10 protein-coding genes are annotated in these 12,131 nt (G+C 64.9%); 6 read left to right on the top strand and 4 right to left on the bottom strand.

Going from position 1 to position 12,131, the window contains the following annotated elements; all coding sequences use genetic code 11:
* The first annotated feature begins 144 nt into the window (after nucleotides 1–144).
* Together ASF08_RS18940 and lexA are read left to right on the top strand one after the other, a co-directional pair.
* The gene (locus tag ASF08_RS18940; protein WP_056148507.1) at nucleotides 145–837 is read left to right on the top strand and encodes a GntR family transcriptional regulator; all 693 of its coding nucleotides are present in this window, start codon (nucleotides 145–147) and stop codon (nucleotides 835–837) included.
* Nucleotides 838–1,253: 416 nt separating this feature from the next.
* On the top strand, nucleotides 1,254–1,991 hold the full coding sequence (gene lexA / locus ASF08_RS18935; protein ID WP_056148504.1) for a transcriptional repressor LexA: 738 nt from the start codon (nucleotides 1,254–1,256) through the stop codon (nucleotides 1,989–1,991).
* On the opposite strand, the gene ASF08_RS18930 is transcribed toward lexA, so the two are convergent.
* A complete protein-coding gene (locus ASF08_RS18930; RefSeq protein ID WP_056148501.1) occupies nucleotides 1,985–4,246 on the bottom strand; it encodes a ComEC/Rec2 family competence protein in 2,262 nt (753 codons plus the stop codon). The two genes, lexA and ASF08_RS18930, sit on opposite strands and share 7 nt — an antisense overlap.
* A gap of 178 nt (nucleotides 4,247–4,424) precedes the next feature.
* Between ASF08_RS18930 and gltX the strand changes: the two genes are divergently transcribed.
* Both gltX and gltA read left to right on the top strand, forming a co-directional pair.
* Nucleotides 4,425–5,852 carry a glutamate--tRNA ligase gene (gene gltX / locus ASF08_RS18925; protein WP_056148496.1) on the top strand — a complete coding sequence of 476 codons (1,428 nt, stop codon included), beginning with the start codon at nucleotides 4,425–4,427 and terminating at the stop codon, nucleotides 5,850–5,852.
* A gap of 229 nt (nucleotides 5,853–6,081) precedes the next feature.
* Nucleotides 6,082–7,371, top strand: coding sequence for a citrate synthase (gene gltA / locus ASF08_RS18920; protein ID WP_027172387.1), 1,290 nt, complete (start codon nucleotides 6,082–6,084; stop codon nucleotides 7,369–7,371).
* 251 nt (nucleotides 7,372–7,622) lie between these two features.
* On the opposite strand, the gene rpsD is transcribed toward gltA, so the two are convergent.
* Together rpsD and murI are read right to left on the bottom strand one after the other, a co-directional pair.
* Nucleotides 7,623–8,240, bottom strand: a complete 618-nt coding sequence (gene rpsD, locus ASF08_RS18915; RefSeq protein ID WP_018044769.1) for a 30S ribosomal protein S4 — start codon at nucleotides 8,238–8,240, stop codon at nucleotides 7,623–7,625.
* Nucleotides 8,241–8,444: 204 nt separating this feature from the next.
* Nucleotides 8,445–9,323: a glutamate racemase gene (gene murI / locus ASF08_RS18910; protein ID WP_056148491.1), complete on the bottom strand. Its 879-nt coding sequence runs from the start codon at nucleotides 9,321–9,323 to the stop codon at nucleotides 8,445–8,447.
* Between the two features lie 195 nt (nucleotides 9,324–9,518).
* Between murI and egtB the strand changes: the two genes are divergently transcribed.
* On the top strand, nucleotides 9,519–10,793 hold the full coding sequence (gene egtB / locus ASF08_RS18905) for an ergothioneine biosynthesis protein EgtB (protein ID WP_056148839.1): 1,275 nt from the start codon (nucleotides 9,519–9,521) through the stop codon (nucleotides 10,791–10,793).
* 59 nt (nucleotides 10,794–10,852) lie between these two features.
* Nucleotides 10,853–11,824, top strand: a complete 972-nt coding sequence (gene egtD / locus ASF08_RS18900; protein WP_056148488.1) for an L-histidine N(alpha)-methyltransferase — start codon at nucleotides 10,853–10,855, stop codon at nucleotides 11,822–11,824.
* Nucleotides 11,825–11,827: 3 nt separating this feature from the next.
* On the opposite strand, the gene ASF08_RS18895 is transcribed toward egtD, so the two are convergent.
* On the bottom strand, nucleotides 11,828–12,103 hold the full coding sequence (locus tag ASF08_RS18895) for a hypothetical protein (protein ID WP_018044773.1): 276 nt from the start codon (nucleotides 12,101–12,103) through the stop codon (nucleotides 11,828–11,830).
* Nucleotides 12,104–12,131 lie beyond the last annotated feature (28 nt).

Below are 12,131 nucleotides of genomic sequence, written 5' to 3'. Positions count from 1 at the left end.
CTAGGACAAGAGATGCCACTATTCTTGTGTTGAAGGATTTCTTTGCCCCGAAGCGTTCCTTGTATTTTGAACGCGGGTTTGGCATGCTTCACACCAAGTGTGCTCGACCCTGTGTGCGAGTTGAAATCATTCTAGGTGTCGAAAATGGTTAAGACGGATACGTTTCAAGTAAAGCCCATCGTTGCGACTTCGAGCTTGCGTGCATTGGCCTACGACGCGCTCAAGGAAGCAATCACGAATATGAACATCTATAATCAGCGCGAGGAGGTGAGGCTCGACGAGAGGAAGCTGTCTCTCAACCTGGGAGTGAGCCGCACCCCGGTGCGCGAAGCGCTGACGGTACTCGAGCAGGAAGGTTTCGTACGGTTCGAGGCCCGGCGCGGCGTCTTCGTGATCAAGAAGTCGAAGAAGGAGATCGTCAGCATGATCCAGGCCTGGTCGGCCCTGGAGAGCATGGCCGCTCGCCTCGCCTGCGAGCGAGCCACAGACGAGCAGTTACACTGCCTGCGCGAGCATTTCCCGGAATTTTACGAGGGTCGTCCGTCGGATCATCTCGACGAGTATTCGGAAGCCAATATCCGCTTCCACCAGAAGATCATTTCGCTGGGCCAGTGCGACGTCATCAAGGATATCACCAGCAATCTGCTCATGCACGTTCGCGGCATCCGCAACACGGCCATGCGCCAGGGCGACCGTGCCGCCAACTCGATCAAGGAACACGTGGCGATCATCAAGGCGCTGGAGGCGCGCGACGCGGAACTTGCCGAACGCCTGGTGCGCGAGCACGGCCTCGGCCTGGCCAACCATGTCGAGAAGTACGGCGACTATCTCGACTGAACGGCATCGTCGCCGGTTTCCGGTCGCTGCGACCGCCAATGTCGGCGAACGAGACGAGACAGCCGGCTTCGGTCGGATCGAAGCGTCTGTATCGGCTCGCCGATCCGTCACAGTGATCGAAACGAATCCCCGATTCTGCGGCGAAGCCAGCGACCGGTAGCACCGTCGCTATTGAACGACCACGCCGAGGCGATCGGCCCTCGGGGTGGGATGTCGTCGGGATGGAGCCGACTTGCGAGGCGCGAACCGCCAGCCGGGCTCCGGCGCCGGGATGCCGGCGAATGTCCGCCCAGGAACAAACTCTACCACCGCGTTAACGGAACCCTTGCAGAACACTTCCAGAACGTCTACCGTGTTCGTGTTTTGTTTCAGCGGCGTTAGTCGCGGCCATTGGCTTCAGTGGAAGAGTGATCTGTATGTTGACGCGTAAGCAGCTGGATCTTCTCCAATTCATTCAGCAACGGATGCAGGGGAGTGGTGTCCCGCCCTCGTTCGACGAGATGAAGGACGCGCTCGATCTCAAGTCGAAATCGGGCATCCACCGGCTGATCACGGCCCTTGAAGAGCGCGGGTTCCTGCGGCGCCTGCCGAATAGGGCCAGGGCGATCGAGGTGATCCGGATGCCCGAAAGCCTGACCGGCGCCCCCGCGCCGAAGCCGGCTCCCGCCGGCGAAGTCCGCCGCTTTACGCCCAGCGTCGTCGAAGGCGGACGGTCCAAGGCGACGCCATCCATGCGCCCGCCGACGACCCAGGCTCAGGACGAGAGCGGACGGGCCATCACCATCCCGGTCATGGGTCGGATCGCGGCCGGTACGCCGATCTCGGCGATCCAGAACCAAAGTCACTCGGTCACGTTGTCTCCCGACTTCCTGTCGGGGGGCGAGCATTATGCCCTCGAGGTGCGCGGCGATTCGATGATCGAAGCGGGTATTCTCGATGGCGATCTGGTGGTGATCAAGAAGCAGGACACCGCGAATACGGGGGACATCATCGTGGCCCTCATCGACGATGAGGAAGCCACCCTGAAACGCCTGCGTCGTCGCGGTTCCTCCATCGCCCTGGAGGCCGCCAACCCCGCCTATGAGACGAGGGTGCTGGGTCCCGACCGTGTACAGATCCAGGGTCGCCTGGTCAGCCTCGTCCGCCGCTACTGAGGCCGGTCCGAGGGTGTGTCCGGCAATGGATCGCCTTCGTCGATCTCGGGATCCTGTAGTTTCGCGGTCTCGGCCGGTGTCGAGTGCACAGGCGAGGCCTCGGCCATGACCCGCCGCCACGGAGGCCGGACGTTCGGCGAGCGTGCCGATGTCGCGACAGGACCGTCCGGCCCGAAGCGAACTGCTGTCGCCCCCCGCTCCGCCAGGAACGCCCGATCGACGATGAGGCCGACGCGGCATCCTTTGGGAGCGTCGCGGCGGGCTATGATGATGCTTGCCCTCTCACAATCCTCGGTAAAGGCTCGCTTGTCCTTGACGAGCGCCACGATGCGCCGTGTCTCCGTCCCTGCGGTGCAGCCGACCGCATCGCAACGGCCTTTCGTGGAGACGGATACGGCACCGGCCTTCCGAGAATCGCCGTCCGCCTTGAGCCATTGTTCGAGGACGAAGGCGGGCGGGTTTCCGAGGATTGCGAGCCGGCCGTCTGGGTCGCGCAGGGCCGCGCCCCCACCCTCCCGGTCGATATAGAGGTCGTAGCGAGGTGGCGTGGCGGCGAGCGCGATGCCGAGGGCGGCCGGAGCGAGGCCGATCCAGCGCAGCCCCGACACGGGGAGCGTCAGCAGGAGCAGGGCGAGGGCCAGCAGGCAGAGGGCCGTGCTGCCATAGGCCGGCACGACGAGGGTGGCGTGGCCAAACCCGCTGATCCACCCGGAGATCGTGAGCATCCCCCGTACCGCGAGCCCCATCGCCCACCAGACCGGCTGATCGAGGGCAAAGGGATAGGCGAGGATTCCGAGCACCGCCGCCGGCATCACCGCCAGAGATACGAGGGGCAAGGTCAGCGCGTTGCCGACGATGCCGAACGGCTGGACGGTCTGGAAATGATAGGTCGCGAACGGCGCCGTCGCGATCTGGGCGACCATGGTCGTCGCCAAGGTGCCGAGGACCGCGACGGTGAGGAACCGCCATGCGCGGGCCAAGAGACTGGCGCCTTCGCGTGGCGGCATCCAACGATTGAGCGTGCCCGCGCAGGCGATGAGGCCGGCCACCGCGCCGAAGGACATTTGGAAGCTCGGGCCGAGTAGCCCGTCGGGCTCGCGCGCGAGGGCGATCAGCGCGGCCAGGGCGAGGTTGCGCATGCTGAGCGCGGGACGATCTACGAGGATCGCGCCCAGCATCACGAGGGTCATGATGAGCGATCGCTCGGCGGCGATGTCCCAGCCCGAGAAGACGCAATAGGCGGTGACGCCGACCATGGCGAAACCGGCGGCGATCTTCTTGATCGGCCAGATGAGGGCGAGGCCCGGGACGAGGGCGAGGAGCGCGCGAACGAGCCAGAACACCACTCCGGCGGCGAGTACCATGTGGAGCCCGGAAATCGAGACCACGTGGTAGATCCCCGCCGCGCGCAGGACATCGTTGGTCTCGGCATTGATGAGGCCGCGCTTGCCCGTCACCAGGGCCGCGGCCACCGCGCCGGCCTGCCCGCCATTGGCATCGGTGATCCGCCGGGTCAGCGCGTTGCGCGCATCGTCCACGGCAGCGGCGAGCGAGACCTGCCAGGGCAAGGGTCTCGGCGGAGGCTTCACCTCGATCTTGCCCACGAGAGAGCCGACGGCGCCGATCCCGCGAAAGTAGGCATCGCGCGCGAAATCGTATCCGCCGGGCCGGGCCGCCTCGGGCGGGGGCAGGAGCCGCGCCGTCGCCGAGATGTAATCGCCGGGCTTCAGGGTGAGCGCCTTTTTGTAGGACACGCGAACCCGCGTCGGCCGGCGATCCGGCGTCAGGGTGCCGAAACTCTCCACGAGGACGATGAGCCGCGCACCGACCTCCCGCTCGTCGAGGGCTTCCACAAGGCCTGTGAGCGGCGCGATGGTCGTCCGGGCCAGGACGGGCGCCGCCACGATCCGCAGGCGCAACACAGCGGCCGAGAAGCCGAGGAAGGACGCGGCGAGTCCGAGAACCAGAGCGAGGGCGACGGGCCTTGAACCGAGGAACGGTACGGCGGCCGAGAGGGCGAGCGCCACGAGGAGCGGTGCCGCCAGCGATGGCTCGCCGTTGGTGGCGGTGAAACAGACGAGAATGCCGAGGCCGAATGCGACGGCGAGCCACGGAAACAGGCGGCGCTGTTCGGATTCCTCCGCGAGCCCGCCGGCGAACCAGCGTTTTGCCGCCTCTACCATAGCCGACGGGGATCGCGGACGGGCCAGGCCCGAAAACGTCGCGCCCTTTGCTCGCGCGCTGGCCTGGGCCATCTGCCGCTGCGTCTCCCTCAGGGCTCACCCTTTTGGAGAGAGCCCGCACGAGCGGCACCGCCTCCGCCTCGCGACTCGGCGCCACGTTTTCTTAACGTCACCGCAAACGCATGCTACATGCGCCGATCCGGGCCGGTCGATCCGCCCTCCCACCTTCACGCACAAGTTTAGCCGCCCGATGTCGTCACCCGTCGTTACGCGTTTTGCCCCCTCCCCCACGGGGTACCTGCATATCGGGGGAGCGCGCACGGCGCTCTTCAACTGGCTCTATGCCCGCCATTTCGGCGGTCGCATGCTGCTGAGGATCGAGGATACCGACCGGGAGCGCTCCACCCAGGGCGCCATCGACGCGATCCTCGAAGGGTTGCGCTGGCTCGGCCTGGATTGGAACGGAGACGTCGTATACCAGTTCGCCCGCGCGGATCGGCACCGCCAGGTCGCGGAAAGCCTGCTCGCCTCGGGCAACGCCTATCACTGCTATGCGACGCCGGACGAGCTCACCGCCATGCGCGAGGCCGCGCGCGCCGAAGGCCGCCCGATGCGTTACGATGGCCGCTGGCGCGACCGCGATCCGGCCGAGGCACCGGCCGGTGTTAAGCCGGTGATCCGCCTGCGCGCTCCGTCCGACGGCGAAACGGTGGTGGAAGATCAGGTCCAGGGCCGCGTGACCTGGGCCAACAAGGATCTCGACGATCTCGTCCTGCTGCGCTCCGACGGTAACCCCACCTACATGCTCGCCGTCGTCGTCGACGATCACGACATGGGCGTGACCCACGTGATTCGCGGTGACGACCACCTCACCAACGCCGCCCGGCAGGGACAGATCTACGACGCGCTCGGCTGGTCCGCGCCGATCATGGCGCATATCCCGCTGATCCACGGGGCTGACGGCGCCAAACTGTCGAAGCGTCACGGAGCACTCGGTGTCGACGCCTATCGCGACCTTGGCTACCTGCCTTCGGCCTTACGCAACTACCTCGTCCGCCTGGGCTGGAGCCATGGCGATCAGGAGGTGTTCTCGACCGAGGAGATGATCGCCGCCTTCGACCTGAAGTCGATCGGCCGCTCGGCTGCCCGATTCGATTTCGCGAAGCTCGAGAATCTCAACGGGCTCTACATTCGCGGGGCGGACGATGCCGTGCTGATCGATGCGATCGAGACGATCCTTCCGGTGCTCGCTCCCGATCGCGGATTGCCCACCGCTTTGTCGCCCGAGCTTCGTGCCAAGCTCGGCGCGGCGATGCCCGGTCTCAAGGAGCGCGCCAAGACCCTCGTGGACCTCCTCGACAGCGCCTATTACCTCACCGCGTCGCGTCCCCTCGGCCTCGACGACAAGGCGAAGGCCCTCCTGAGCGAGGAAGCTCGCCAGCGTCTCGCGGCGATCCTGCCGGCCCTCGCCGACCTGCCGGAATGGAACGCGGCCAGCACGGAGGGCGCGGTGCGCCGCTTTGCCGAGGAAAACGCGCTAAAGCTCGGCCTGATCGCCCAGCCATTGCGGGCCGCGCTCACGGGGCGCGCGACCTCTCCGCCGGTCTTCGACGTCATGGCCGTGCTCGGACGCGAGGAGTGTCTGGGGCGCCTCGGAGATCAGGCATCCTCGACCTGATCACAGACGCTCGACGGGTGACAGATCGGCCCGGTTTTCGCTTGCGCGGCCGAGTGGCGAGGGGGATCGGTTGTAGGCGGTGTGCCGATCCGCTAACCCGATAGGTGTGTGAGCACCTGCAGCAAAAGCCTGTTCGTGCGCGCCGGTCCGAAGTGGCGGATGTCGCCATTCGGGCCGGCGCTACCCTCTGCCAAGGTCTGCCTTCTGCCAAGAAAGGGTCCACGTCTCCATGAGCGCCACCAGCACGATCTCCGTGGGCGACAACCAAGTCGATCTTCCGATCAAGACCGGTACGATCGGACCCGACGTCATCGACATCGGCAAGCTCCACGCCAAGACCGGCATGTTCACCTTCGATCCCGGGTTCACCTCCACCGCGTCCTGCGAATCGAAGATCACCTATATCGACGGCGACGCCGGCGTCCTCCTGTATCGCGGCTATCCCATCGAGCAGATCGCCGAGCAGGGCGACTTCCTCGAGACGTGCTACCTGATGCTGTTCGGTGAATTGCCGACGCCCGCCCAGAAGGCGGATTTCGACTACCGGGTCACGCGCCACACCATGGTGCACGACCAGATGAACCGCTTCTTCCAGGGATTCCGCCGCGACGCCCACCCGATGGCGATCATGGTCGCCTGCGTCGGCGCGCTGTCGGCGTTTTACCACGACTCGACCGACATCTCGGACGACAAGCAGCGCATGATCGCCAGCTTGCGCATGATCGCCAAGATGCCGACGCTCGCGGCGATGGCTTACAAGTATTCAATCGGTCAGCCCTTCGTCTACCCGAAGAACGACCTCGATTACACCTCGAACTTTCTGCGGATGTGCTTCGCGGTTCCGTGCGAGGAGTTCGTCGTCAACCCGATCTACGCACGCGCGCTGGACCGGATCTTCATCCTCCACGCCGATCACGAGCAGAACGCCTCGACCTCCACCGTACGTCTGGCCGGCTCGTCGGGCGCCAACCCCTTCGCCTGTATCGCCGCCGGCATCGCCTGCCTGTGGGGGCCTGCGCATGGCGGCGCCAACGAGGCGGCGCTCAAGATGCTGGAAGAGATCGGCACGCCCGACAACGTGGCGAAATACGTTGCCAAGGCCAAGGACAAGAACGATCCGTTCCGTCTGATGGGCTTCGGTCACCGGGTCTACAAGAACTACGATCCGCGCGCCCGCATCATGCAGAAGACGACGCATGAGGTTCTCAGCCAGCTCGGCATCAAGGACGATCCGCTGCTGGAAGTCGCCGTACAGCTCGAGCAGATCGCCCTGAAGGACGAGTACTTCATCGAGAAGAAGCTCTACCCGAACATCGATTTTTATTCCGGCATCACCCTCAAGGCGATGGGCTTCCCGACCTCGATGTTCACCGTGCTGTTCGCGCTCGCCCGCACCACGGGCTGGATCGCCCAATGGGCCGAGATGATCGAGGATCCCTCGCAGAAGATCGGCCGCCCGCGCCAGCTCTATATCGGCCCGGACAAGCGCGAATACGTGCCCATCGGCCAGCGCGGCTGATACTCGGGTTCAGACTCTCCGCCGTATCCAATCTTGGTTTCCGAGAGCGGACTCCAGGCTGCGAGTTGATCGTCCGTTAGAAGAGTTACCGAAGGCGGGGTGGCCAGATAGGCTGTCCCGCCTTTCTTGTGCTCTACCCGCACCGCAGGCCGCCAGCGGAGCGCAACCTGACCCGTTCCAAAGAGCATCGGGCAAACAAAAAGGCCGCCCTCTCGGGCGGCCTTTTTCGTCTCGGTGATGATCCGGTGGGATCAGCGCGAATAGAACTCGATCACGAGGTTCGGTTCCATCTGGACCGGGTAGGGAACTTCGCTGAGGCTCGGCACGCGGGTAACGCGAGCGGTCATCTTGGCGTGATCCACCTCAATGTAGTCCGGCACGTCACGCTCGGCGAGCTGCGAGGCGACGACGACGATCTCGAGCTGCTTCGACGAATCCTTCACCTCGATCACGTCGCCCGGCTTCACGAGGAAGCTGGCGATGTTCACGCGACGGCCATTCACCTTGACGTGGCCGTGGTTCACGAACTGGCGGGCAGCGAACGGGGTCGGCACGAACTTGGCGCGGTACACCACGGCGTCGAGGCGACGCTCCAGCAGGCCGATCAGGTTCTCGCTCGAGTCGCCGCGCAGGCGGATCGCCTCGGCGTAGTAGCGGCGGAACTGCTTCTCGGTGATGTTCGCGTAGTAGCCCTTGAGCTTCTGCTTGGCACGCAGCTGCGTGCCGAAGTCGGACATCTTGCCCTTGCGGCGCTGGCCATGCTGGCCGGGGCCGTACTCGCGGCGATTGACGGGGCTCTTCGGGCGGCCCCAGATGTTCTGGCCCATACGGCGATCGAGCTTGTGCTTCGCCTGAATACGTTTTGACATCGCGGTTCCTCTCAGCGAGTGAGATTGGTCGAGGAACGCGCCCTCCTCTTTCCGAAGCGGCCCGGGGCCGAAGCGGAACGACAGAGCGGACATTGCCGCTCACGGGTGCGCTTGAAAAAGCTGCGGGGCCCCTCTCGGAGCCCCGTAACTGAGCGCTGCATAGGCGAGAGAGGCCCGGAGGTCAATGCCGAGGCGGCAACGCATCTATTGCAGAGCGAGCGGCATCATCTCCACGGCGACATCGCCGACGCCCCTGGCATCGAGAGAGCGACGCAGGGAGGGCGTGATGCCGGCACCGCTGGTGAAGGCCGTCAGCCCCGGAGGGATGTCGTCCAGCGGCTTGCGCCGGGATGGACCGAGAAGCTGCGTGACCCGGCGGGCGATGGCCGGGGCCGGATCGATCCAGGTCACCTCCCAGGGGGCGAGGCGCTGGAATCGCGTGAGCAGCAGGGGATAATGGGTACAGGCGAGGCAGACTACGTCCGTACGTCGCCCGTCCTCGCTCTCGACGAAGCATGGGGCGATCTCGGCGGCGATCAACGCGTTGTCGACAGGGCGGCCCGCGAGTTCGGCCTCGGCATAGGCCGCCAGATTCGGCGATCCGACCAGGGTGACCGCACAGGCGCCCGCATAAGTCTCGATGAGGTCGTGGGTATAGGGCCGCGCCACAGTGCCAGGCGTCGCCAGGAGGCTGATCCTGCGCGAGCGTGTCGCCTCCGCCGCCGGCTTGATCGGCGGCACGACGCCGACGAACGGTGTCGAAAAGCGCGCCCGGAGTGCAGGAAGCACCAGGGTCGACGCCGTGTTGCAGGCGATCACGACGAGATCGGGGCCGTGGCGTAGGAGAAGTCTCTCCATCACCGCCAGGACGCGGGCGACGAGGATGGATTCCGATAGACGCCCGTAGGGAAAGGCGGCGTCGTCGGCGGCATAGACGTAACGCGCGTCGGGCCGGGCGCGCCTCACCTGTTCGAGAACGGTGAGGCCTCCAAGACCGGAATCGAACACGAGAATGGTTGGGGTCGGCCGGATTTCAGCCGCCAGGGCCGCCGTCATCACTCCTGCCATCAGATCGATCCGCATACGAGCCTTGCCTGGACACTGTGCGTGGATGGAGGAGTGTCGGGCCGGCAGGGTTAAGGCCGTGTCACTGAGGCATGAAAAAGGCCCGGCATTTTTCGCCCATGCGCGCCGCGTCGATGGGCGCAGGCGAACGGCCGTTGCCGAATGGCGGCGGGGCCATATTTCCGCATCATGGATGCGAGTGGAGTGATCGACATGGCAGCGACGGCGGCAATCCGCGAGACCTCGCATCGTCAGACGGAAAGCGCGGCATTCCCGCCGCCAAACGTCTCGGAAAGGCCGGTGGATCGCGCGGCCTGGATCAGGGCCTTCCGCGCCGTGCGTGACGAGACAGAGCGCCGCGCCGCGCCGCTATCGCCGGAGGACCAGCAGATCCAGTCCATGGCCGATGCCAGCCCGACGAAGTGGCACCGGGCGCATACCACGTGGTTCTTCGAGCAGTTCCTCCTGCGCGATCACGTGCCTGGCTACCGCATATACGACGAGCGGCTGCACTACCTCTTCAACTCCTATTATGTCGCCGCAGGCCCCCGCCAGCCGAGAATCATGCGCGGTCTCATCACACGGCCGACCGCGGACGAGGTCGCCGGTTACCGCACCCATGTGGACTGTGCAGTGGAGGGCCTCCTGGCGGATTCGACCGAGGCGACCCTCGACACGGTGCTGTCGATCCTGGAGATCGGCCTTTATCATGAGCAGCAGCATCAGGAGTTGCTCCTCACCGACATCCTCCATGCCTTCGCGCAGAACCCCCTGAGCCCCGTCTACGATGCCGGATGGCTTTTTCCTCGTCCTGTATCGCGGGGCGGAACCGCCGAGTTGGATGGGAGGGTCGAGAAGATCGGGCATCAAGGCGACGGATTCTCGTTCGATAACGAATCCCCACGCCATGAGACGCTGATCCTGCCGTGTCGGATCGACAGGGGCCTCGTCACTAACGCGCAATGGCTCGCCTTCATCGAGGATGGCGGCTACGCGCGGCCCGAACTCTGGCTCTCGGATGGCTGGCTCGCGGTGCAGGCGGAGGGCTGGGAGTCCCCCGGCTACTGGCAGCGCAATGAGGCCGGGCAATGGTCGAGCATGACCCTCGCCGGACAGGCCAGTATCGACCCGGCCCTGCCCGTCACCCACGTGAGCTATTTCGAGGCGGATGCCTTTGCCCGATGGGCGGGGCGCGATCTGCCCACCGAGTTCGAATGGGAGATCGCCGCCAAGGAGGGTCTGCTCGACGACGCCTTCGGCCTCGTCTGGCAATGGACCCGTTCTGCCTATTTGTCCTACCCGGGCTACAGGCCGGTGTCCGGTGCGCTCGGCGAATACAACGGAAAGTTCATGTCGAACCAGTTCGTCCTGCGCGGCTCTTCCGTGGCCACCTCCGAAGGTCATGCCCGGATCGGCTATCGCAATTTCTTCTATCCGCATCAGCGCTGGCAGTTCACGGGGCTGCGGCTTTCGAACTATCGCGACTGATCTCCGTTTCCCTCTCCCGCGAAACCTTACGTCCTTCGGCGTTCCTCGGAGACTTGCCCGTGACCATCAACCCCGTCTTCACGGACGCCACCCCCGTCTCCTCCGTCACTCCGGAGCATCAGTTCCTCGACGACATCCTCGTGGGGCTCTCGGCGGCACAGAAATTCATTCCGGCGAAGTATTTCTACGACGAGATCGGCTCCGACCTGTTCGAGGCGATTACCCGACAGCCGGAATATTATCCGACTCGCACGGAAATCGGCATCCTCGATGCGTCGGGGCCGGACATCGCATCGCTTCTTCCTTCACGAGCGAACCTCGTGGAATTCGGTAGCGGCTCGACGGTGAAGGTCCGGCGGCTTCTCGTCCATCTCACGGATTTGGCCGCCTACGTTCCGGTTGACGTTTCGGAGAACTTCCTACGAAGCGAAGCCGAAACCCTGTCGCGGGACTTCCCACACCTGTCGATTCAGCCGGTCGCGGCGGATTTCACCCGGCCCTTTACTCTCCCCGACGGGCTCTCCGATGGCGCTGTAGCGGGGTTCTTCCCAGGCTCGACCATCGGCAATTTCGAGCCGCCTCAGGCCGCTCATCTCCTTGCCCATTTCGGGCGGGTTCTCGGGCCTGGAGCATCCTTGATTGTCGGCGTCGATCTCGTGAAGGACAAGACGGTGCTGGATGCGGCCTATGACGATGCGGCTGGCGTGACGGCGCGTTTCAACCTCAACCTGCTCGATCGGATCAATCGCGAACTCGGTGCCGATTTCGACCGATCGGCCTTCGCCCACCGGGCCTATTTCGCACCTGAGGCGTCGCGGATCGAGATGCATCTCGTTAGCTTGCGCGCCCAGGATGTGTCGCTCGCGGGCCGCCGCTTCAGCTTCGCGGGTGGAGAGACGATCCACACCGAGAACAGCTACAAATACACGATCGACGGCTTCCGCGCCCTTGCGGCTCAGGCAGGATGGAAGGTTGCGAAAAGCTGGACCGATGCCGAGCGCCTGTTCTCGGTCCATGCCCTCACCCGGTAAGGGTCAAGCCTTCTTCTCAAGCATCTGCTTGACCTGCATCAACTGGTCCCAGACCGTGCCCGGAGTCGTTCCGAGCACGTCGAATCCGGCGCTGATCCCCCAATAAATTCCGTAGCAGATGATCGGAACGAGGATCCAACCCAGGATTTCCTCGCCCCGGCGCCGCCGTACACGACGACGACGTCGCTCTTCGCGCCGGGTTAGTTTTTGCGGGCGGGCCGCGACATGCGTGCCCTGGCTGGAGAGCGGTGTCAGGGGGCCCTCTTGCAGATCGCTCATGGATACTCCCCTGTCATCGCGAGTGGCT

It is taken from the genome of Methylobacterium sp. Leaf85, assembly GCF_001422125.1.
Taxonomy (GTDB): Bacteria; Pseudomonadota; Alphaproteobacteria; order Rhizobiales; family Beijerinckiaceae; genus Methylobacterium; species Methylobacterium bullatum.
Note: the sequence above shows the minus strand (reverse complement) of the source record. Positions and strands in the feature narration are given on the sequence as shown.

Coding starts and splice junctions, on each gene's coding strand:
- ASF08_RS18940 (WP_056148507.1), top strand. CDS start 145: ATGGTTAAGACGGATACGTTTCAAGTAAAGCCCATCGTTGCGACTTCG.
- lexA (WP_056148504.1), top strand. CDS start 1,254: ATGTTGACGCGTAAGCAGCTGGATCTTCTCCAATTCATTCAGCAACGG.
- gltX (WP_056148496.1), top strand. CDS start 4,425: ATGTCGTCACCCGTCGTTACGCGTTTTGCCCCCTCCCCCACGGGGTAC.
- ASF08_RS18930 (WP_056148501.1), bottom strand. CDS start 4,246: ATGGCCCAGGCCAGCGCGCGAGCAAAGGGCGCGACGTTTTCGGGCCTG.
- murI (WP_056148491.1), bottom strand. CDS start 9,323: ATGCGGATCGATCTGATGGCAGGAGTGATGACGGCGGCCCTGGCGGCT.
- egtB (WP_056148839.1), top strand. CDS start 9,519: ATGGCAGCGACGGCGGCAATCCGCGAGACCTCGCATCGTCAGACGGAA.
- gltA (WP_027172387.1), top strand. CDS start 6,082: ATGAGCGCCACCAGCACGATCTCCGTGGGCGACAACCAAGTCGATCTT.
- ASF08_RS18895 (WP_018044773.1), bottom strand. CDS start 12,103: ATGAGCGATCTGCAAGAGGGCCCCCTGACACCGCTCTCCAGCCAGGGC.
- rpsD (WP_018044769.1), bottom strand. CDS start 8,240: ATGTCAAAACGTATTCAGGCGAAGCACAAGCTCGATCGCCGTATGGGC.